The sequence below is a fragment of the Mycolicibacterium thermoresistibile genome, from assembly GCF_900187065.1.
Lineage (GTDB): Bacteria > Actinomycetota > Actinomycetes > Mycobacteriales > Mycobacteriaceae > Mycobacterium > Mycobacterium thermoresistibile.
This window is the reverse complement of sequence record NZ_LT906483.1, coordinates 2,457,440-2,479,033: the sequence shown is the minus strand read 5'-3', so window position 1 is coordinate 2,479,033 and position 21,594 is coordinate 2,457,440. Positions and strand designations below refer to the sequence as shown.

The 21,594-nt window shown below is 69.0% G+C and carries 18 protein-coding genes and 2 pseudogenes; 11 read left to right on the top strand and 9 right to left on the bottom strand.

Going from position 1 to position 21,594, the window contains the following annotated elements:
• Window positions 1-2: 2 nt before the first annotated feature.
• Window positions 3-802 (bottom strand): annotated as a pseudogene (gene aqpZ, locus CKW28_RS11505) (aquaporin Z).
• 556 nt (window positions 803-1,358) lie between these two features.
• Between aqpZ and CKW28_RS11500 the strand changes: the two are divergent.
• Both CKW28_RS11500 and CKW28_RS11495 read left to right on the top strand, forming a co-directional pair.
• A complete protein-coding gene (locus CKW28_RS11500; RefSeq protein WP_131588074.1) occupies window positions 1,359-2,669 on the top strand; it encodes a hypothetical protein in 1,311 nt (436 codons plus the stop codon).
• Between the two features lie 254 nt (window positions 2,670-2,923).
• A complete protein-coding gene (locus CKW28_RS11495; protein WP_131588073.1) occupies window positions 2,924-4,252 on the top strand; it encodes a hypothetical protein in 1,329 nt (442 codons plus the stop codon).
• A 73-nt stretch (window positions 4,253-4,325) separates the two neighbouring features.
• Here CKW28_RS11495 and CKW28_RS11490 read toward each other — a convergent pair whose 3' ends face one another.
• Together CKW28_RS11490 and bfr are read right to left on the bottom strand one after the other, a co-directional pair.
• A complete protein-coding gene (locus CKW28_RS11490; protein WP_003927531.1) occupies window positions 4,326-4,805 on the bottom strand; it encodes a carboxymuconolactone decarboxylase family protein in 480 nt (159 codons plus the stop codon).
• A 58-nt stretch (window positions 4,806-4,863) separates the two neighbouring features.
• Window positions 4,864-5,361, bottom strand: a complete 498-nt coding sequence (gene bfr / locus CKW28_RS11485) for a bacterioferritin (protein ID WP_003927530.1) — start codon at window positions 5,359-5,361, stop codon at window positions 4,864-4,866.
• Window positions 5,362-5,646: 285 nt separating this feature from the next.
• Between bfr and CKW28_RS11480 the strand changes: the two genes are divergently transcribed.
• Both CKW28_RS11480 and CKW28_RS24505 read left to right on the top strand, forming a co-directional pair.
• Complete coding sequence (locus tag CKW28_RS11480; protein ID WP_003927529.1) at window positions 5,647-6,291, top strand: hypothetical protein; 645 nt, start codon at window positions 5,647-5,649, stop codon at window positions 6,289-6,291.
• Window positions 6,291-6,464, top strand: a pseudogene (locus CKW28_RS24505) ((2Fe-2S)-binding protein); the annotation flags it as partial. The gene CKW28_RS11480 and the pseudogene CKW28_RS24505, both read left to right, overlap by 1 nt.
• A gap of 19 nt (window positions 6,465-6,483) precedes the next feature.
• Here the strand turns inward: CKW28_RS24505 and CKW28_RS11470 are convergent.
• Window positions 6,484-7,554: a phosphotransferase family protein gene (locus CKW28_RS11470; RefSeq protein ID WP_003927528.1), complete on the bottom strand. Its 1,071-nt coding sequence runs from the start codon at window positions 7,552-7,554 to the stop codon at window positions 6,484-6,486.
• Window positions 7,535-8,662 carry an Rv3169 family protein gene (locus tag CKW28_RS11465; protein WP_003927527.1) on the bottom strand — a complete coding sequence of 376 codons (1,128 nt, stop codon included), beginning with the start codon at window positions 8,660-8,662 and terminating at the stop codon, window positions 7,535-7,537. Before CKW28_RS11465 ends, CKW28_RS11470 begins: the two co-directional genes overlap by 20 nt.
• 64 nt (window positions 8,663-8,726) lie before the next feature.
• Here CKW28_RS11465 and CKW28_RS11460 point away from each other — a divergent pair, with 64 nt between their 5' ends.
• Entirely contained in the window at window positions 8,727-9,314 is a 588-nt protein-coding gene (locus tag CKW28_RS11460; protein WP_003927526.1) for a TetR/AcrR family transcriptional regulator, read from the top strand.
• A gap of 52 nt (window positions 9,315-9,366) precedes the next feature.
• On the opposite strand, the gene CKW28_RS11455 is transcribed toward CKW28_RS11460, so the two are convergent.
• Both CKW28_RS11455 and CKW28_RS11450 read right to left on the bottom strand, forming a co-directional pair.
• A complete protein-coding gene (locus CKW28_RS11455) occupies window positions 9,367-10,122 on the bottom strand; it encodes an enoyl-CoA hydratase/isomerase family protein (protein ID WP_003927525.1) in 756 nt (251 codons plus the stop codon).
• Between the two features lie 24 nt (window positions 10,123-10,146).
• Window positions 10,147-10,851 carry an EthD domain-containing protein gene (locus tag CKW28_RS11450; protein WP_003927524.1) on the bottom strand — a complete coding sequence of 235 codons (705 nt, stop codon included), beginning with the start codon at window positions 10,849-10,851 and terminating at the stop codon, window positions 10,147-10,149.
• Window positions 10,852-10,940: 89 nt separating this feature from the next.
• On the opposite strand from CKW28_RS11450, the gene CKW28_RS11445 reads away from it, so the two are divergent.
• Window positions 10,941-12,914, top strand: a complete 1,974-nt coding sequence (locus CKW28_RS11445; protein ID WP_308210493.1) for an FUSC family protein — start codon at window positions 10,941-10,943, stop codon at window positions 12,912-12,914.
• Here CKW28_RS11445 and CKW28_RS11440 read toward each other — a convergent pair.
• Window positions 12,886-13,503, bottom strand: coding sequence for a PaaI family thioesterase (locus CKW28_RS11440; RefSeq protein WP_003927522.1), 618 nt, complete (start codon window positions 13,501-13,503; stop codon window positions 12,886-12,888). The genes CKW28_RS11445 and CKW28_RS11440 overlap by 29 nt on opposite strands.
• 10 nt (window positions 13,504-13,513) lie before the next feature.
• Window positions 13,514-14,305, bottom strand: a complete 792-nt coding sequence (locus CKW28_RS11435) for a DUF5701 family protein (protein ID WP_234784906.1) — start codon at window positions 14,303-14,305, stop codon at window positions 13,514-13,516.
• Window positions 14,306-14,376: 71 nt separating this feature from the next.
• Between CKW28_RS11435 and CKW28_RS11430 the strand changes: the two genes are divergently transcribed.
• The 5 genes from CKW28_RS11430 (at window position 14,377) to CKW28_RS11410 (ending at window position 21,532) form a co-directional block, all read left to right on the top strand.
• Complete coding sequence (locus CKW28_RS11430; protein ID WP_003927519.1) at window positions 14,377-16,071, top strand: tetratricopeptide repeat protein; 1,695 nt, start codon at window positions 14,377-14,379, stop codon at window positions 16,069-16,071.
• Window positions 16,072-16,126: 55 nt separating this feature from the next.
• Entirely contained in the window at window positions 16,127-16,606 is a 480-nt protein-coding gene (locus tag CKW28_RS11425) for a nucleoside deaminase (RefSeq protein WP_003927518.1), read from the top strand.
• On the top strand, window positions 16,603-17,934 hold the full coding sequence (locus CKW28_RS11420; RefSeq protein ID WP_003927517.1) for an alpha-amylase family glycosyl hydrolase: 1,332 nt from the start codon (window positions 16,603-16,605) through the stop codon (window positions 17,932-17,934). The genes CKW28_RS11425 and CKW28_RS11420 overlap by 4 nt, the downstream gene beginning before the upstream one ends.
• Before the next feature lie 77 nt (window positions 17,935-18,011).
• Window positions 18,012-20,138 carry an adenylate/guanylate cyclase domain-containing protein gene (locus CKW28_RS11415; RefSeq protein ID WP_050812078.1) on the top strand — a complete coding sequence of 709 codons (2,127 nt, stop codon included), beginning with the start codon at window positions 18,012-18,014 and terminating at the stop codon, window positions 20,136-20,138.
• Entirely contained in the window at window positions 20,135-21,532 is a 1,398-nt protein-coding gene (locus CKW28_RS11410) for a mechanosensitive ion channel domain-containing protein (RefSeq protein ID WP_003927515.1), read from the top strand. The genes CKW28_RS11415 and CKW28_RS11410 overlap by 4 nt, the downstream gene beginning before the upstream one ends.
• Window positions 21,533-21,594 lie beyond the last annotated feature (62 nt).

The following is a 21,594-nucleotide window of genomic DNA, read 5'->3' as shown; positions in this document are numbered from 1 at the left end:
AGCTAGCGGAGGGGTGGATTCCGTGGTCCGCGCCGCCGGCCGGTGTCGAGCGCTTCCTCGCGCACCGGCCGTTCCGCGAGCTGTTCACGGGTGCCGAACAGCAGCGGATACACCGCGCCGGCGATCGCGGCGCCGATCAGTGGCGCCACCCAGAACAGCCACAGCTGACCGGGGGCGCCGTCCCCGTTGAAGAACGCGACGCCGGTTGAGCGGGCGGGGTTCACCGAGGTGTTGGAGATCGGGATCGACACCAGATGGATCAGGGTGAGGGTGAGACCGATCGCGAGGCCGGCGAAGCCTTTCGGCGCCCGTTCCTCGGTGGCGCCGAGGATCACGAACAGGAACACCGCGGTCAGCACGATCTCGGCGATCGCCACCGCCCACAGCGAATAACCGGTCGGCGAGTGGTCGCCGTACCCGTTGGCGGCCATGTTGCCGGTGGCCTCGAAACCCTCCCGGCCCTCGGCGATGACGAAGATGAGCAGCCCGGCGAGGAGCCCGCCCTCACCTGCACCGCCCAGTAGAGCGGCAGCGCCTTCCATTCCACCCGGCGGGCGATGGCGGCGCCCAGCGTCACCGCCGGGTTGAAGTGGCCGCCCGAGACGGTGCCGAAGGCGTAGACGCCGGTCAGCACGGTCAGCCCGAACGCCAGTGACACGCCGAGGAATCCGATGCCGAGCAGGACGCCGTCGTCGGTCTGCACGGTCGCGGCGAAGACCGCGCTGCCGCAGCCGCCGAACACCAGCCAGAACGTGCCGAAGGTCTCTGCCGCCAGTCGCTGGAGCATGGTGGGAGCAGTCATATCGTCCCTCCGGTGCAATCGGGTCCGCGTCGAGCGTGTCACGTGACGGTCGTCCGCGCAGCCGGTCCGCAAAAGCAGCCGGCTCGCCGAGTCATGGGGGCTGACGAACGGTGCTCGCCCACCGGAAGCGGCCTGCCCGATCCCCGGCAACGTCGACCGACCGAGGTGACTGCACGCGCCGGTCGGGAGCGGCGAAGCCGATCGACTTGCCAGAAATTCATGATGAGGTTCGAGCCCATTCGCCCGCGCGCGACAAGCCGTCGGGCAGGCGGATGTCGGGAGTTCGCCGCTGCTCATTCATGTCACCGACAGCCACTTTGCCCGCCGGTTCAACGGATCCGCCGACCGCCGCGCAGGTGGGCAAACACCTGTGCCGGGAGGCCGCTCACCGGGCCTCCCGGCGATGAGCACCGCACGATCTCTCGGCCAGCTAACCAATCGGGGTATTCGCCGAAAATCGGTAGCCTGCAAGAGTTTCCGGTTTCGGGCCGAGGATTGTTACCGTCCGGTAAGTTGTGCGCCGCCGACATCACTACACGGCTGGAAGGAGTCGTTCATGCGCGCAACTGTCCGTCCCTGTGTGACGGCGGGCGTGGCTCTCGTGGGCGCCACCGCGGTCGCGGTTGCTCCCGTGCTGGCACCACCGTCGCCACCGGATATCCAGGTGGTGACCACCCCATTCTCGTCCACCGAGGTTCACCTCACGGCACTCGCCAACCCCTTCGAGGTGTACGGGGCGCTGATCGAGGAGACCCTGGCGAACCTGAGCGTGATCGGGGAACGCATCGCCGCCAACCCGGCGCCGATACTGCAGCAACTGATCGCCAACCAACTCGCCAGCGCGGAGATCCTCGGCAATGCCCTCCAACTAGCGGGCACACAGCTGGGCGAGGCGCTGTCTCCGGACAACCCACGCGGCGTGCCGGCGAATCTTCGGGTGGCCCTGGATCATCTGATGGCCGGCAACATCGAGGGGGCGATCATCGGGCTGTGGCAGGCCACGATCACTCCGCTCGTCGGCCCGGCCACGCTCCTCATCCCGGCGGTGCATCAAGTCATCCGACAGCCCGTACAGAACCTGCTGAACGTGGTGGACGCCGTTCAGGCTCCGATCATGCTTCTCGCGGTCGGCGCACTCAACCCGGTCTATACGGGGCTGGTGAAGGGTGGCGGCACATTCGCTCAGGATGTCTTCGACGCGGTCACCTCGGGCGACCTCGAAGGCCTGGCCAATGCGTTCATCACCGGTCCCGCCGGGATGATCGGCGGCCTGCTCAACGGGGACGGCATCGATTCCGGGCTTCTCACCCCGAACGTCCTGGGCACGATCAACCAGCTACTCGGGTTGCGTGATGCCATCGCCGGTGCGTTGGGGGCGACCTTGACGGTCGGCACTGCGGCTGACGAAATCAGTTCCGCGGCAATAGATACGGGCGACACCGTCACGCTCGACGTGACTGTCCCGACCGCCGGGGTGAGCAAGGTCGGTGCGGTGGCGGGACAGAGCGAAGACTCCGTCACCGAAGAGGGAGTAGCCGGCTCTGAACTCACCGCGGCTGACGATGCCGACGGGACCGTCACGACGAAGGGCGCACTGTCCACCGTCGTCGAGGATGACGGCACCCGCACCAGAAGCAGCCTCAAAGCGGTTCCCGGTGAGGCTGCCACCGGAGTCAGCAAGACCGGGGAGCGGCCGGCGCCGGCCAGAGGGGTTCGAGGCCAACACCGCGATGCGGCAACCTCTGTTCACAACGGAGTGCGCGGCGTCGTCGGGGCCAAACGCGCCACCACGACCGGATCGGATGCGTCGGCGTCATCGACCGGGTCGAGTAGATCAGGCACCGATTCGGGCAGCGACGACAAGTAGCTGACACCCACCCGGAACCCAGCGGTGGGCCCCCTCTCGGCGCAGGGGGCCCACCGCTGGTCTCACGGCGCGTACCGCCCAAGGCCGTCGAGATCAGCACCGTCAAGCCTGTGGCATCCCTGGTACTCGAGTGGTACTCGAGTGGCACTCGAGCATTTCTCAGCTGTTTCACAGATTTGACAAATTTTTCCCTACTGTCGGGTAAGTTTACGGGCGTCCGACATCTGCAAACGGCTGGAAGGAGTCGTTCAGTTATGCATGCCCGATTACGCCCCTACCTCACGGCAGGGGTTGCCCTCGCCGGAGCCAGCGTCATCGCTGTCGCCCCGGCAATCGCGCCGCTTCCGCCTGACATCAAGGTGCACGCGGCACCGACCGCGGTCGCTCCGGTGGATCTCGCCGCGGAATCGAATCCGCTCGTCGCGTTGACCCAGCTCTTCCAGAACACCACAGGAAACGTCGGTGGCCTGGTTAATCAAATCCTCGCCGATCCGGCGCCGATACTGGAGCAGTTGGTCGCGAACCAGATTGCCAACGTCGAATACCTCCGGACCCTGGCGTCGACAATCGGTGAACTACTGCCGGATCTGATCGAAGGGGTCCGAACCAGCTTGGGGATGTTCGTGGAGCAGATCCAGGCCGGGAACTTCATCGGTGCGGGGCAGACACTCGGGCAGATCCTGGTCTTCGCGGGCCTGCCGCTGCTGGGTGTGATCTCCGCGCCGCTGGGGCTCTTGCAGAACTCCACACAGAACCTCGCGAATGCGGCCGCGCAACTTCCGAACGTCGTCGGCAGCGTCCTGTTCCCGACGCTCCTGCCGATCATGGGCACAATCAACGCGACGTTCGACGCCGCGCAATCGATCTCCGACGCCTTCGGCGAAGGAGACTTCCTGACGGCGCTCGGTGTCGCACTGAGTACGCCGATCATCGTCAAGGACGCGCTCTTGAACGGATTCGCCGGGGGTCCGGGCCTGCTGACTGCCGACGGTCCGCTCAGCGCTTTGATCGCAGCGCGCAATCTCATCGCGCGCGCACTCACTCCCATTCCACCCACTGGACCAGACCCGGTGCCGCCGCCGATGACCCTCGGAGCCGGCGCCTCGGTCGTGTCCCTCAGCGTGGATGCTGCGGATCACAGCCTCGAGGCCGCATCGTCGCCCCTTGCCGACAAGGACTCGAAGGATGCGAAGGCCCCGGTCGAATCGGGTGATGTCGCGGCTACTACCGTGACGGCCTCGATCACCGCTGCCGACGACACCGGCGGAAACGGCGATGGTCGCACCGAAGCCGAAAAGGCTGACGCTGACGGTACCGACACCGACAGCAGCGACAGAGCCGAATCGCTCGTTACCGAAACGGGTTTGGAAGGCGCCGACGGCGTGACAGGAGGGACCGGCGACACTGTCAACGGTGCGACAAACCTGAGCGACGGCAACAAGGCCGGCCCCTCCACCGCCGCTCTCACCGCAGCCGACTCGAGCTCGAACAACAAGCTCGGCGCGACGAAGCCGCGGCCCGGTGTCAAGAAAGCCGGTGCCAACGCCTCCGCTGCGAGTAGCTCGGACAGCGGGGACGAATAACCAGTAGCCACAGTCCGACCGGGTGGGCCCCCTCTGTCGCAGAGGGGGCCCACTGCGGTCCGACGACTACCGGCTACAGGGTGAGTTTGCAGGCCTGCCCGATGTCGAGGGTGCGCAGCATCCGGCCCATGCCCAACCACATCGCACACGACAGCGCCAGGTCGGTCAGCAACTCGGCGTCGAAATGCTCGGCGCACCGCGCCCAGAAGTCCTCGTCGTCACGGAGCCCGGTGTGGTCGGTGGCGAACCGGTGCGCGAACTCCGCGGCGATGCGTTCCGCCGCGGAGTAACCGGGCCAGGTCCGCCACTCATGGGCGTGGGCGTAGAGCTCCTCGTTTACACCGGCTTCCGGGCCGGTTGAATCCCGGGTGTTCAGGCACACCGTGCACTCGTTGGCCTGTGCGATCACGATTCGGGCCAGCTCACGCACCCGCAGCGGCAGCCGGCCCCGGGTGTAGACGGCGTTGCTGAAGTGCGCCAACGCACCGCCGAGTTCCGGTGACTTCGTCACCCACCCGGCGACATCGTCGTCGGCGGTTCCGATCCGGCTCATCCTCTCCCCCGCTCCCGCATCCCGGGCATCCCCAGCCTCCTCGGCATCGGCGCCCGGATCAGCCGTCGGCCGACGTGTTCTTCGGTGCGCGGGCGACGCACTGGGCCAGATACAGTTCCTCACCCAGCTTGTCCATCAGCTCCAGCTGGGTCTCCAGGTAGTCGATGTGCTCCTCCTCGTCGGCGAGGATCTTCTCGAACAGGTTCGCGGTGGTGGCGTCTTCCTTCTCCCGGCACATGATGATGCCCGGCCGGAGCCGCGCCACCACCTCGTACTCGAGGGCGAGGTCGGCCTCGAACTGCTCGCGGACGTTCTGACCGACGCGGAGCGAAAACAGCCGCTGGTAATTCGGCAACCCGTCGAGGAGCAGAATTCGGTCGGTGATCTCTTCGGCGTGGTTCATTTCGTCGAAGGATTCCCGACGGGTGATTTCCGCTAATTCGGTGAAACCCCAACTCTCCTGCATTTTCGAATGCAAGAAGTACTGATTAATGGCGGTCAGTTCGCTGGTCAATTGCTCATTGAGCAGTTTGAGAATTTCGGGATCGCCTTGCATCGTCGCTCCTTAACACCGGCGGGCTGATCAGGTGTCGCTCGAAGTGGTGCAGTGGTCGTACATCGATGGATCTGGTGATGAATCTAGTGCAGCGGATACCCCGGGACCACCGTCAAAACGCGGTTCTCCGGCGTGTTTCGGGTGTGTCGACGCGGCGGCCGGGCCGGTGAACATGCAGGTCTGGTCTGCCTTACCTAAGTTCGCCCGCGATGTCTGGACAGGCTCTCCTAAGTTAGGTTAGACTAAGCGAACCTTGCGGCGGGCGCTCCGGACAGGTGGTGATGGATGAGCGAATACGACCTGGATTCGCTTATCGTCGCCTGCGATTTCCGCGTCGAAGACGTCGACGGCATGTGGCGTTGGATGCAGCGGCAACGTGACGGCCTCGCCGAATTCGGCGCACACCATGTGGTCGTTTATTCCTCGCTATGGGAACCGGGTCGAATTCTGGTCACCATCGGTATTCGGGAGCCGCATTCCATTCGGGAACTGCTGGGATCGTCGCGTGTTTTCGAATGGTTCGACATCGCCGGTGTGCAGGACATCCCGCCGATTTTCGGCGGCCAGGTCGTGGAACGGCTCGACCTGTTCGAGCCCGCCCCGGCCGACGCGATCGCCAACGTGATCGTCGGCGCGATGGCCGCCGTCGACGATGTGTCGAACCTGATGATCAAGGTGCGCGACGCGCTGGACCGATTCACCAGCGCCGGAGTCCGTCGGATCTGGGTCTACCGCGCGCTCGACGACGGGCACGAGGTGATGATCCTGCAGGAGATCGAGAGCGAAGCGGCCGCCCGGCAGTGGATCGACCATCCCGATGCCGCCGCCGAGTGGATGACCAAGGCGGGTCTGGGTGCCTACCCCTCATTGTTCGTCGGAAAGTTCGTACACCTCATGAGCGTGGACGAGTCGGGAAATCGGATGCGCTGATGTTTGTCTGTCTGTGCACTGGGGCGACCAGCCAGGTCGTCGACGAGGTCGTCGCCGCCGGCGCGCGCACCTCGAAGGAGATCGCCGAGGCCTGCGGGGCCGGTGCGGACTGCGGCCGGTGCCGCCGCACCCTACGGGCGATCATCGCAGCACACCAGGTCAACGGCTGTCCGACGGTCAACGGCGAGGCCGTCAGCCGAGCAGCTGACGCGCCCGCTCCACGCAGAAGCCCAGCAGATCGAATCCCTCGGCGAGCAGACCATCGCTGCGCAGTTTGGTCTCCAACCGGGTGACCGGCACCGACAACGCCAGCACGGCGAGCAGCTCGTTGTAGCGCAGGTTCCGCACCGGTAGACCGCTCAACCGCTGGTAGAGCTCGATCGTCTCGTCGCGGCCGGGCGTGCCTGGTAGCCGCGGTGTCCCCTCGTACTCCGAGAACGCCCAGTCGATGAACAGGAACCACGCCAGGTCCGCCTCGTGGTCGCCGATGTAGGCGATCTCCCAGTCGACCACCGCGTTCACCGCGAAATCCTCGCCGTACAGGATGTTCGACAACCGGCTGTCCCCCCAGCACAGCGCGAGGTGTTCCGGTTCGTAGAGGTGGCGGCGCAGCCACTCGGCGGCGGCGGCCAGTTCCGGGCGCGGGTCGCCGTCGGAGGCCCAGTGCAGCGCGTCGGTGTAATAGTCGACAACCTGCTCCAGCGGGTGGCGCCCCCGGTCCGGCATGAGCAGCGCGTCCAGCCGCAGCGCCCGCCAATCCAGGGTGTGCACATCGGCCATCGCCCGAACGCAGCCGGTCCACATCGTGGTGCGCTGCTGCGAGGTCGCGTCGAAGTACATCCCCGCGCAGTGATACGACGGGAAATCCCCGGGGCTGCCGATCGTCGGGATCTGCTCCATCACATAGTACGGCGTGCCCAGCTCCATGCCGTCGCGGTCGAGCCAGCACACCGTGGGCACCGGAACCTCGGTGTCGCGCAGCCGGTTCATCACCAGCACCTGGCGCAGCAGATCGTAGTCGGGGAACAGACTGACCGCGGGCGGCCGGCGGAACACCAGCCGCCGCACCGTGACCGGGCCGTCCGGGCCGTCGCGCTGCAGGTCGAACAGGAACGTCTCGGTGGACATTCCCCGTTCGGCCGCCCGCCAGTTCGTGATGCGTGTTCCGGCCGTGTCCGGCAGCCGTCGGTGAATGACCGGTTCCAGCCGAGCGGGCAGTTCCGCCTCGGTGGGCCGGATGTCCTCAGTACCCGGCGTAGCCATAGCGCTCATTGCGGCCGACGAACACCATCTCCACCAGGCCGTGGCCCACCGCGTCACCGCACCGGACCCGGCAGAACGTCTCGCTGAGCAGGCTGACCTGGCCGACCTCCGCCGGGTCGGTGGTGTCGACGACGAAGCTGTCGACGTAGCTGGGACCCCGCCAATGACCGGAGGCGTACCCGCGGTACTCGTCGTAGCCGGCGAAGCCGGGCCAGAAGCCGGTCAACGGCGTGATGGTGATGTCCTCCGCGGAGCCGTCGGCGGTGTGGATCGTCACCTTCCCGCCGCTGATCACCCGCAGGTCGTCGCGGAAGGTGAAATCGTGGGACACCCGGGTGATCGGTGTGCTCGGCCGTCCGGTCGACGACGGGGCGAGCATCTCCCCCTCATAGTGGAAGACCTCACCGTCGGCGGTCTCGCGCTGCGCGAAATGCACCAGCCGGTCGTCGAATTCGAAGATGCCCATGAAGTAGAGCACGCCGTCCGGGATGGTGCGGGGCTGCAGGATCGAGGTCTCGGGAAGGTCGCCGCCACCGCCGCCGCGCCGCACTCCCCAGGAGTGGTCGCGTCCGAAGTGCCAGCTGTCGTCGATGTCGATCCGCCGGTCCCCCACCGTGATCCCGCCCGAGGCGCGGCCCACCTGATAGAAGCGGCGGGCGTCCTCATCCACCCGGCCGCGGTCGCGGAAGAACGCCGGGGCCTGCTCGTAGCAGTCGAAGGTCCCGGCGAAGTCCACGTCCAGCGCCAGCCCGTGGCCCGGCTCCAGCGTGGCACGCACCCGGCGCAGCGGCTCGCGCACCTCGTAGCGGTAGGGCCCCACCGACCAGAACGTCAATCCGTCTGTCCCGCCGGGATTCTCGCCGCCGAACGGGACGATCTCCCGGGATGTGCGCACCACGTGGGCCTGACCGTCCACGGTCACCATCGCGTACGCGTCGGTCACATTGCGGTTGGGATAGCGCGCCATCCCGGTCATCACGCTGGTCAGGCTCTCCGGGTCGAACCCGTAGATCACCACCCGTTCGGTCCAGCGCAGATCCGACTGCGCCACGTGGTCGAAGGTGGTGGACAGCTGATGGCACATCAACTCGTCGTAGGGGGTGAGCACGCGCCAGACATTACGTTAATCGATGTAACGTAATGGGCGTTTCGGCGGAACTCGAGGAGAACTGATGCCCGGCAGCGGCGCACGCTCTCCCGGGCGGCCGCGCGACCCGGCGCTCGACGACGCCATCCGCGCGGCCGCGCGGGACGTCGTGGTCGAACACGGCTATGACGCCACCACATTGGCGTTGATCGCCGATCGCGCCGGGGTCAGCGTGCCCACCATCTACCGTCGATGGCAGCACAAGCACGAGCTCATCGAAGAGGCCGTCCTGCATCTGGACACCTTCGAACTGCCCGAGCCCACCGGAGATCTGGAGGCCGATCTGGGCACCTGGGTGCGACTGTTCCTGACTGTCGCGATGGAGCCGGCGGCCCGGGCGGCGGTGCCGGGGCTGATGTCGGCCTACAGCCGCAACCCCGACGACTACCGGCGGCTGATGACCCGCGGTGAACTGCCGGTGCGCGCCGCCATCGCCGCGATGCTCGAACGGGCGAAAGCCGCCGGGCAGGCCGCACCCGACTGCGATCCGGACGCGGTGTTCGAGCTGATCCGGGGCGCGACGTTCCTGCGCGCGCTGACCCACTCCGACGAGGACGCGGAGGCGTTCTGCACCCGGATCACCGAGGCGGTGCTGCGCGCAGTCCGGTCCTGACCAGCGATTTCGGCGTGCTGACGGTCGCTGAGCGAACGTCAGAACGCCGAAATCACTTCTTGCGGCCGGTGAACTCGGCGAGCGCGTCGGCGTTGGCCGCACCGCCGAGCAGTTCGGCGAACTGGTCGTACTCTCGGGCGATCGCCGCCTCCACGTCGGCGCGGATCGGCTCGACCATCGTGTGCTTGACGGCCATCAGACTGGCGACCGGACGGGAGGCGAGCAGTTCGGCGTGCCGACGGGCTTCGGCGAGCAGTTCGTCGACCGGACACACCCGCCAGGCGATCCCCATCCGCTGCGCCTCCTCGGCGTCGACCCACTCCGAGGACATCAGCAGCCACGCCGCGTTCTGCCGGCCCATCAACTGCGGCAGCAGATACGACGACCCGGCCTCCGGCGCCACCCCCAGGCTGGTGAACGGGCATTTGAGCCGGGCGGTGTCGGCCATGAACACCAGATCCGCGTACCCCAGGATGGTCGTGCCGATCCCGACCGCCACCCCGTTGACCGCACAGATCAACGGTTTGCGCAGATCCAGCAGCGCCTTCATCAACCCCGGGAAACCGTGCTCACCCGGGGTGAAGTCCGGGTCGGTGATCCGGGCCTGCATCTCCACCAGGTCGTTGCCGGCGCTGAACGCCCGGCCCGCGCCGGTGAGCAGCACGACCGACACGTCCGGATCCGCGTCGGCGTCGCGCAGAGCGACGGTGGTGGCGTCGTAGAGCGCCTCGTTGAACGCGTTGAGCGCCTCCGGACGATCCAGGGTCAGCGTCCGGACCTTGTTGACATCACTGATCTGCACTGTCACGCGCAGCAGCGTAAGCCGTGCCGGTCAGCCGGCGGCGAAGGGTGTGCGCATCGGATACCGGCTCGTCGGCACGGTGTCGATGTCGCGGTTGGCGCCGAACGCCTCGGTGCTGGCGACCATCCGGCGCATCCGGTCGGCGAGATCGGCGTCGTCGGCGGCCCCGAAGAACGCGTGCAGATCGGTGACCGCCTCGATCGGGAACAGTTCCTCGACGATCGCGTCGATCCGCGGGGCGTCCTCGGTCAACGGCCGGACCACCGCGTTCTGGGTGTAGCCGAACGTCGCCTGGGTCTCGATCGCGACCGGGGTGTGGTCGAGGTGCCAGCGTCGCAACCAGGTCGCCGGATCCAGGTCCGCGGGCCGGCGCAACAACGCCACATTGGCCAAACCCGGGGTGCGTTCGCCCATTTCGCCGACCGGCGGCGGCAACGGCACCGATTCGGTGACCAGATACGCTGCCAGTACGTCGCATTCGCGTCGCAGCCGGTCCAGGGCCGCCCGGACCTGCTCGCCGTAGCACTGCTGGGTCCACAGGCTCACCACCGCCACCACCGGTGGATCCAACGTGGTCAACGTCATCAACGAGCCGCGCACCGCGTCGTCGCGCACGTTGACCGTGAGTCCGGGCAGTCCGAGCTCGAGCAGCTCGGCCGCCACCCGCGACCGCAGCCCGGTGCACCAGTCCTGGTCCGCATCTCCCGATCGCAGTGTCACCATCACCTTCTCCACCGCACCGAACCTAGTGGAGTCACCGCCAGTCCGGTGGCGCGCGGCGCTGCTCCCCGAATCCGACGCGACATGGGGAACAATGGCACCGTGTGCGAGGGTCGCCGGTGATCGGGCTGCCGCGGCTGGCTTCGCCATATCTGGGTGCGGTGGCCCGCAGCATGATCGCGATGCTGGCCACCGCCGCCCTGGCCTGGTATCTGGTGTCGCCCACCGCGGCGATGTGGGTGGCCGGCGCCGCCGCGGTCGCCGGCGCAACAGCATTGCAGGACAGCCCCTTCGACCGGGTGTCGGCGGTCTTGACGGTCGCGGTGGGCAGCGGGCTCGCCGTGCTCGTCGGCGCGTTGACCGGCGGCCATCCCGCGTGGTTCGTCGCCGCGGTCGCGGTGTGGTGCTTCGCCGCCGGGATGTGCTGGGCGGTGGACGGCGACGCCGGCCTGACCGCCGCCGCGGTGGCGCTGTTGGTCGTGGTCGCCCCGCCGGTGGGGCCGGCGCTGATCGAGGCGGCCGCGGCCGCGGTGCTGGCGATCGTGGCGGGCGGCGTGCAGGCCGCGCTGCTGGTGATCCGGCCGCCCCGGCCGTGGCGGGCACGGCGGGAGGCCACCGCCGCGGCACTGGCCTCGCTGGGCGCCGACGCGCAGCGGCTGGCGAGTGGCTCGGACGTCCACGTTGACGAGGCACCGCTGCGGAATCTGCGCCAGACCTACGACCGCACCAGCTCGCGCCGGCCCTCCCCGGCCCAGCGGGACAGCTACCGGCTGCCCGAACGCATCGGTGCCACGCTGTACGCCCTGGGCGCCGCCGACGACCTGCCGGACGGGCCGATCGCCCGGACCCTGGCCGCCGCCGCCGACGCGCTCACCGCCGCCGCCGGGAGCGGTCGGCACGTTCAGCAGCGCGCCCGTGAGGCGCTGCACCGATCGCAGGCCGCCGCCGACGATGTCGACGGCGACCGGTCGGCCACCGCGCAGCGGTTGGCGGCCCAGGTCAGCGACGCCGTGGCACTGCGGTTCGGACGGCTGCACCGGCGCACCCCGGGCGACGTGCTCGCGGCCGTCCAGGCCCAGCTGACCTGGCCGTCGCCGGTCCTGCGGCATGCGCTGCGGCTGGCGGTGGGCACCGCCGGGGCGATCGCGCTGGCCCGCTACGGCGACCTCGACCAGGGGCACTGGATGGCGTTGACCGTGCTGCTGGTGCTGCGACCCGAGACCGCCCACACCTACACCCGGTGCGGTGGGCGCATTCTCGGACTCGCCACCGGGGTGGCGGTGGCGACCGTGCCGATCGTGTTGTGGCGGCCCGACGGTCTGGTGGCGGCCACGGTCGCCGCGCTGCTCGTGGCGGCGACCTATCTGGCGTTGCGATACGGATTCATCGCGGTGAACGTTGCGCTCGGGGCGGCGCTGATGTTCGTCCTCGCCATCGGCGACACCGGCCTTCCGGCGACCTTCACCGGACCGGTCTTCGCGGTGGTGCTCGGTGGTGCGGTGGCGATCATGGCCCACGTCGCCCTGCCCGACGACGGGCTGGTCCGGTTGCGGCAGCGGGCCGGTGAGTTGTTGAAGACCGAGATCGACTACGCGGCGCTGGTGGTCAAGGCGTTCGTGCACGGGGTCGACCGTCCCAACGAGGTGCTGGCCGCGGTGTGGCAGCGGGCGTTCCGGGCCCGCGCGGCGTTCGAGGCGGCCTCCGGGATGACCCGGGTCGACTCGCGGGAACTGCGGCGCTGGCTACGTACCTTCAGGGCCGCGGTCAACGCGGTGACCGGCGCCTGCGTCGCACTGGAGACCAATCTGCCCGACCAGCCGTCGGCGAAGCTGGACCGGGAGTTCGTCGCGGCCGTCGACGAGTACATCGACGCGCTGCGCGGTTCACCGCCGAATCCGGCGGCGGCCTGGACGGTCGACACCGCGGCGCTGACCGCCGCCGATCAGAAGGTGCGAGAGGTGGCCGGCCGGTTGCCCCGCGACGACCGGGCGGCGCGGGTGCTGGTCGCCGAACTGGGCACCATCACCCGCAGCCTGCTCGCGGTCGCGGCTACCCGCGAGCCCACTTCGGCAGGATGAACACGCCTTCGGCTTCGGCGGTCACCTGCTGCCCGGCCAGGATGTGGCCGGCCGCGAACGCCTTCGGGCCGTCGATCCGGTCGATCCACGCCTCGGCGCGCAGCGCACCCAGCGGGGTGGGCCGGCGGTACCGGACGGTCAGGGTGCCGGTGAATCGCGGCTTGTCCGAGTCGGCGGCCACCTCCCCCAGCAGATGGTCGAGCACCATGGCACACACGCCGCCGTGGACGTGACCGGTCGGCCCCTCGTAGGCCGCTCCCAGCTCGAACTCGCTGAACACCCGATCCCCGTCGCGCTCGGTGACCAGCGGCGGAGCGATTGGGTTGCGCACCCCGCACACCGCGTCGCCCCAGGCCATCGGGGCGCCCGCCGTGGTGTACCGGACACCGAAGGACCCGTCGATCTGCCTGGTGCGCAACCGGGCGGTCACCGCGTCGATCTGGGCGGTCGCCGCGGTCACCGCGTCGGCGTCCATCTCGGTGCGGATGGTCGCGTCGATGAGTTGCCGCACCGACCGGGCGAGCGGCTCGTAGACCGCCCGCAGCCGGTCCAGCTCGGCGTGCGTCAGGTTCTCCAGCTGTATCTCCACCACAGACGCACTAGAACACGTTGCAGGCGATGGTGTCGAATTCGCCGGGCACCGGCCGTCGGGCCGCGGCCGACGCGAAGCCCAGCCAGGTGTGCCGGTTACGGGCCCAGCACCAGCCCACCTTCGGGGCGTGCCGGCGATGCGCACCGTCCCGGCCGGTGCCGTTGCTGAGCCACAGCGCGGGTGTCCGCGCGTCCAGCGTGCCGTTCGGCCGCCGCCGCCGCGATCCGATCGTCATGAAGCAGTGGTTGCGCTGCAGGACGCCGGGCTGCTGCAACACCCAGTGCAGACCCTCGGTGAGGAGCAACGGGGTGCGGCCGGCACCGGTGATGGCCGGCAGCGCCTCCTGCGGACTCCGGCCGGCCATCTCGTCGCCGCGGTCCGGGCCGTCGATGAGATAGATCGGATCCTCCGGCAGGTCCACCTCGTCGATCGGGATGAACGCGTCGACGTCGGTCATGTCGGCCACCACGAAACCGGACCGGCCGGCCACCGTGACATGCGGCGCCAACACCGAGGCGGGCAACACGGCCGGGTGCAGCACCAACAACGCGGACCCCGCGCCGGGCATGTCGGCTTCGTGCGCCCCGGCGTACACGACCTCCGGAGGAAGACCGGCTATGCGTGCCAGGCCGAGTTGGATCAGCCGGTCGGCCTGATCCCGCAGCGGCGGAAGTGCGGGGACCGCCGCACCCGGTGCGCCGGGGCCTGCGGGGATCGCGGCCGGTTGAACCTGGGGGTCCTGAGCGATCTGGGGGTCCTGAGCGATCTGGGGCCCTGAGGGATCCGGGGGTATCGACACGGGGCGTCAACGAGCGGCGGCCGGAAGTTGTTTCCCGTGCGGGTGGTGCCGGGGCGGCTTATCGTGCCGGTATGGAGCCGTATTTCGATCTGGGCTCCTACCATCGCGCCGTGCCGACGACAGTGCGACAGGCCCAGGTGTGGTGCGACCGGGGCATGGTGTGGGCCTACGCGTTCAATCACGAAGAGGCGGTCCGATGCTTCGAGCGGGCGCTGCGGCTCGACCCGGACCTCGCCGCCGCCCGGTGGGGCATCGCCTATGCGGCCGGCCCCAACTACAACAAGGCGTGGGAGGCGTTCGACACCGCTGACCGCACCGGGGCGCTGGCGCGGGCCCGCCGGGAACTCGACGCCGCAGCCCGCGGCACCGCCTCGACCGTCGACCGGGAGCTGATCGCCGCGCTCACCCTCCGGTTCCCCACCGACGACCCCGACGACCTCGACGCGCTCGCCGCCGGCCGGCACGCCTACGCCGACGCGATGGCCACGCTCGCGCGCAGACATCCCGACGACGTCGATGTGCAGGCCCTGGCCGCCGACGCCCTGATCAACGTCTCGGCCTGGGCGCTGTGGGACATCGACACCGGCGAGCCGGCGCCGGGTTCGCGGGTGCTGGAGGCCAAGGAGATCCTCGAATCGGCGCTGGCCACCCCCGAGGGCCGCGCCCATCCCGGGGTGCTGCACCTGTATCTGCACACCATGGAGATGTCGGCCCGCCCCGAGGATGCGCTGTGGGCCGCCGACCTGCTGCGTGACCTGGTGCCGGACGCCGGTCATCTCCTGCACATGCCCAGCCACATCGACGTGCTCTGCGGTGACTATCGCAGCGCGACCCTCGCGAATCTCGCGGCGGTGCAAGCGGACCGGAGGTTCGTCGACCACGCCGGGCCCTTGAACTTCTCTTCGCTGTACCGGGCCCACAACCTGCATTTCGTGGTGTACGCGGCGATGTTCGAGGGCCGGTTCCACACCGCGCTGCGGGCCGCCGACGAACTGGCGGAACAGCTGACGCCCGAACTGCTGTCGGTCGAGTCCCCGCCGATGGCCGATTGGCTGGAAGCCTTCGTGCCGCTGCGCACCCACGTGCTGGTGCGTTTCGGCAGGTGGGACGACCTGATCGCCGACCCGCTGCCCGCGGATCGCGGCCTGTACTGCACCACCGCGGCCACCGTGCACTACGGCCGCGGAATCGCCCATGCCGTCAAAGGGCAGCTGCAGCGAGCTCACGCGGAGCGGGCCGCGTTCGCCGACGCCTACGCGCGGATCCCGCCGAGCCGCTGTCTGTTCAACAACACCGCCCGCGACATCCTGGCGGTCGCCGACGCCATGCTCGACGGTGAGATCGCGTACCGCGAAGGGCGGTTCGAGGAGGCCTTCACCGCGTTGCGGCGGGCCGTCAACCGCTACGACAACCTGCCCTACGACGAGCCGTGGGGTTGGATGCAACCGCCTCGCCACGCCCTCGGGGCGCTGCTGCTCGAACAGGGCCGGGTGACCGAGGCGGCCGCCGTGTACGCCGCCGATCTCGGGCTGGACTCGACGCTGAGCCGGGCCTGTCGACACCCGAACAATGTGTGGAGCCTGCACGGCTATCACGAATGCCTGCAGCGGCTCGGCCGCACCGCGGAGGCGGCGATCATCGATCAGCAGCTGAGGGTCGCACTGGCCCGCGCCGACACGCCGGTGCAGGCCTCGTGCGCCTGCCGGCTGCAGACCGCCGACAGCTGTTGCGGATCCGCACCGATGGACCCGGCGTCGGCGCGGTGAGAGCCCCCGGCGAACGGCACTCGGTCACCCCATCCGGTCCCTACACTCGGTCATCGTGGCGATTGGCGACGACGACCTCCGATATCTGCACCGCTGCGTGGAGCTGGCGCGGGCCGCGCTCGCCGCGGGTGACGAACCGTTCGGATCGATCCTGGTCGACGCCGACGGGCAGATCCGCTACGAGGATCGCAACCGGGTCAGCGGCGGCGACCGCACCCGGCATCCGGAGTTCGCGATCGCACGCTGGGCCGCGCAGCATCTCGGTCCGGACGAACGGGGCCGCGCCACCGTCTACACCTCCGGGGAGCACTGCCCGATGTGCGCGGCGGCGCACGCCTGGGTCGGGTTGGGCCGGATCGTCTACGCGGCGTCGGCGGCGCAGCTGAGCGGCTGGCTGGCCGAGTGGGGCGCACCTCCGGGACCCGTCGCGCCGCTGCCGGTCACGGTGGTGGCGCCCGGCCTGGTCGCGGACGGACCGGCGGCCGAGCTCACCGAGACCATGAGGGAGCTGTACGAGCGGAAATTCCGGCCGTGACCGGACCGGACTGGGTGCGCCACACCATCTGGTGGCAGATCTATCCGCTCGGTTTCGTCGGCGCTCATCCCTGGACGGATCCCACCACCGGGCCACCGGGGCCGGACGAACACCGGCTCCGGCGGGTGCTGGATTGGCTCGACCATGTGGTGGACCTCGGCGCCTCCGGGTTGGCGCTCGGTCCGGTCTTCGCGTCGCGCAGCCACGGCTACGACACCACCGACCACTACCGGATCGATCCGCGGCTCGGTACCGACGCCGACTTCGACGAGCTGGTCGAGCAGGCGCACCGGCGTGGGCTGAGAGTGCTGCTCGACGGGGTGTTCCACCACGTCGGGACCGATTTCGCGCGGTACCGCGACGCGGCCGCCGGTGGGTCGTCCGGCTGGTTCCGCCGGCGCGGCGACCGGTTCGAGACGTTCGAGGGGCACGACGAGCTGATCGCGCTCGATCACGACAACCCCGAGGTCGCCGCCTACACCGTCGACGTGCTCCGGCACTGGCTGAACCGGGGCGCCGACGGTTGGCGGCTCGACGCCGCGTACGCCGTGCCCGACCGGTTCTGGGCGCGAGTCCTGCCCGACGTGCGCCGGAGTCATCCGGAGGCCTGGTTCGTCGGCGAGGTGATCCATGGCGACTACGCGGCGACGGTGTCGGCCGCCAGCTTCGACTCGGTCACCCAGTACGAACTGTGGAAGGCCGTCTGGAGCAGCCTCAACGACGGCAACTTCTTTGAACTGGACTGGGCGCTGCAGCGGCACAACGATTTCCTGGCGGTCTTCACCCCGCTGACCTTCATCGGCAACCACGACGTCACCCGCATCGCCAGCCGGTTGGCGGACCGCCGGCATGTCGAACACGCGGTGGTGCTCCTGCTCACGGTCGGCGGGGTTCCCAGCATCTACGCCGGCGACGAAGCCGGATACCTCGGCGTCAAGGAGGAACGGTTCAGCGGTGACGACGCCATCCGCCCCGAGTTCGGTTCGCCGCCAATCGTTTCCGGTGCGGGCGAGAACACCGTCGCCGCCGACCTCGTCCGGTTGCACCAGCACCTCATCGGGCTGCGGCGCCGGAACCCCTGGCTGCACACCGCCACCACCGCACCGCTGCACCTGACCAACACGCAGTACGTGTACGAATCCCGCAGCGGTGAACACGCGCTGGTGGTGGCGCTCAACATCGACACCGCACCGCTGCCGCTGCGACTGTCCGAAATCGGGCTCGGTGCAGGGCGGGTCGTCGCCGGTTCCGGCGCGCCGCCGGCCGCCGACCTCACGAATGTGGACGTCGCCCCCCACGGCTGGCTGATCATCGAACCGGCCCGGTGAGAAACCGGGGTGAATGAACAGCGCTTTCGACATGTTCGGAGTGCTCGTACCCCAGCCCGGCTAAGCTCCGGGATTCGATGGCCATTCGCAGAAAGCCCCGCCGGCACTGGACGCCCCGCTTCAGCATCCAGTCGAAGCTGTTGATGATGCTGCTGACGACCAGTGTCCTGGCGGTCGCCGTGGTCGGCTTCATCGGGTACCAGTCCGGACGTTCCTCGCTGCGCGCCTCGGCGTTCGACGGCCTGATTGAGATCCGCACCTCGCAGGCCAGAGAGCTGGAAACGCTGTTCTCCGACCTGACGAACTCGCTGGTCATCTACAGCCGGGGCGACACCGCCGCCGCCGCGGTCACCGCATTCACCGACGCGTTCGACGAACTGCACGACGCCACCGTCACCCCGGCGCAGCACCGGGCGATCGTCGACTACTACGAACGCCACTTCGGCGGCGACACGACGGCCACCGGCAGCCGGCTCCGCGTCGAGGCGCTGCTGCCGTCCGGCAGTGCCCAGCGCTACCTGCAGGCCCACTACACCGCGCCGTTCAGCGACTGGGACGCGGCGATCGACAACGACGACGCCGGCGACGGCAGCGCCTGGTCGGCGGCCAACGCGCGATTCCACGATTTCTTCCGGGAGATCGTCGAACGCTTCGAATTCGAGGACGCCCTGCTGATCGACACCCGGGGCAACGTGGTCTACAGCGCCTACAAGGGCGTCGACCTCGGCACCAACCTGCACACCGGGCCGTACCGGGAAACGGCGTTGAGCGAGGCCTACCGCAAGGCGCTGGGCTCGAACATGGTCGACCATGTCGGCCTCACCGACTTCAGCACCTATCAACCCACCTCCGAGCCCACCGCGTGGATGGTGTCACCCGTCGGCACCGGGGGCCGCATCCTGGGGGCGCTGGCTCTGCAGTTCCCCATCGACAAGATCAACCGGGTGATGACCGCCGACCGCCAGTGGGAGAGCGTGGGGCTGGGGCGCACCGGCGAAACGTATCTGGTCGGCACCGATGATCTGATGCGCTCGGATTCACGGCTGTTCCTGGAGGATCCCGAACAGTTCAAGCGTGCCGTCGTCGAAGCCGGCACCCCGCCCACCGTCGCCGAGGAATCCCTGCGCAGCGGCGGGACGACCCTGGTCCAACCGATCCGCAATGAGGCGGTCGACCGCGCCCAGCGCGGCCAGACCGGCACGCTGATCGGGACCGACTACCTCGGGCGCGAAGCCCTGCAGTCCTATGCGCCGGTCGATCTGCCCGGCCTGAACTGGTCCATCGTCGCCGAGAAGGACACCGCCGAGGCATTCGGACCGGTCGTGGAGTTCACCCGCACCCTGGTGCTGTCCACGGTGTCGATCGTCTTCGCGGTGTGCCTGGCCGCCATGCTGCTGGCCCGGATCTTCGTGCGACCGGTCCGCCGGCTCGAAGCGGGGGTCCGGAGGGTCGCCACCGGCGACTACCACGTCCGGCTGCCGGTGACCTCGCATGACGAATTCGGCGATCTCACCGCGGCTTTCAACGACATGAGCCGCAATCTCGCCACCAAGGAGGAGCTGCTCGCCGAACAACGCCGGGAGAACGACCGTCTGCTGCTCTCGCTGATGCCCGAACCGGTGGTGCAGCGCTACCGCGACGGGGAGCAGACCATCGCCCAGGACCATCAGGACGTGACGGTGATCTTCGCCGACATCGTCGGGCTCGACGAGGTCTCGTTCAATCTGCCGTCCGCGGAGGCGGTGCCGATCGTCAACGAGCTGATCCGTCAGTTCGACGCGGCAGCCGACCACCACGGGGTGGAGCGGGTGCGTACCATGCACAACGGCTACATCGCCAGCTGCGGTCTGTCGGTCCCCCGGCTCGACAACGTCCGGCGCACCGTCGACTTCGCGCTCGATCTGCAGCGCATCATCGATCGGTTCACCCGTGAGACCGGCCACCGGCTGGAACTGCGGGCCGGCATCGACACCGGGACCGTCAAGAGCGGCCTGGTGGACCGCTCCCGCCTCGCCTACGACATGTGGGGCTCCGCGGTGAACATCGCCTATCAGGTGCAGACCGGCACCGCGAAACCCGGGATCTTCGTCACCACCCGGGTCCGCGACGTCCTGCGCGACACCTACCGGTTCGAGCAGGCCGGACAGATCGACATTGACGGTGCGGCGGAACCGGTCTGGCGGCTCACGGAGCAGCGGTCGTGAGCCTGGCGCTGGACGGGGCGTGGCTGTACTGGGCGATCGGGGTCGCCGTGGGGTTCCCGGCCGCCCTGATCCTGCTCACCGAACTGCACGACGCCATGGTGCGCCGGAACAGCATCATGGCGCGCCCGGTCCAGCTGTTGCGCAATTACCTTCTGCCGCTCGCCGCGCTGCTGATCCTGCTGGTCCAGGCGGTCGAGGTGTCCACCGAGGCGACGCCGGTGCGGATCGTGGCGACCGCGTTCAGCTTCGCGGTGCTGATCCTGCTGCTGTCCGGGCTCAACGCCACCCTGTTCCACGGCGCCCCGGAGGACACCTGGCGGAAACGCATTCCGACGATCTTCGTCGACGTCGCCCGGTTCGCGCTGATCGCCGTCGGGCTGGCGCTGATCCTGGCCTATATCTGGGGCGCCAATGTCGGCGGGCTGTTCACCGCCCTGGGTGTCTCGTCGATCGTGCTGGGGTTGGCCCTGCAGAACGCGGTCGGCCAGATCGTGTCCGGTCTGCTGGTGCTGTTCGAGCAGCCGTTCCAGATCGGCGACTGGGTGGACACTCCCTCGGCGCGGGGCAAGGTCGTCGAGGTGAACTGGCGCGCGACCCACATCGACACCGGCGGCGGCCTGCGGGTGATACCGAACTCGGAACTCGCCGACGCGTCGTTCACCAACCTGAGCCGTCCGCCCGGCACCCACACCATCACCGTTCCCACCGTGTTCGCCGGCGGCGACGCGCCCGATCAGGTGTGCGCGATGCTGACCCGGGTGGCCGCCAATCTGCCGCAGCTGCTGCCCGGCGCCGAACCGTCGGCCGCCCCGGCCGGCCGCGGCGAATACCGGACGTCGATACCGTTGCGCACCCCCGCCGACGACGCCACGGCCCGGTCCACCTTCCTGCGCTGGGTGTGGTACGCGGCGCGGCGCGCCGGCCTGCATCTCGACCGGTCCACGGACGATTTCGTCACCACCGAGCGCCTGACGACGGCGCTGGCGGCGATCGCGCCGGCGCTGCGGCTCAGCGAGGCCGAACAGCAGGACCTGCTCCCCCGCGCCGGCATCGCGCGGTACGGCGCGGGTGAGCCGATTCAGGTGGCCGGGGAGGTTCCCAGCCACATGACGTTCGTGGTGCGGGGCCGGGTGCGGGTGGTCGCCCCGCTGGCCGACGGCTCCGCGGTCGAGGTCCGCATCGCCGGTCCGGGTGATTTCCTCGGCCAGAGCACGTTGACCCGCGAGCCGGTGTCCACGTCGGCGTACGCTGTCGACGAAGTCACCGTCGTCGAGTTGGAGCGGACCGTGCTCGAGGATCTGGTCACCCGCAAACCGGTGCTGCTGCAGGACATCGGGCGAGCGATCGAGGAGCGCCGGCTGATGGCCCGACGGGCCGTGACGACACAGCGTTGACGGAACAGCAGGACGTTGACGGAACAGCAGGACGTTGACGGAACAGCAGGACGTTGACGGAA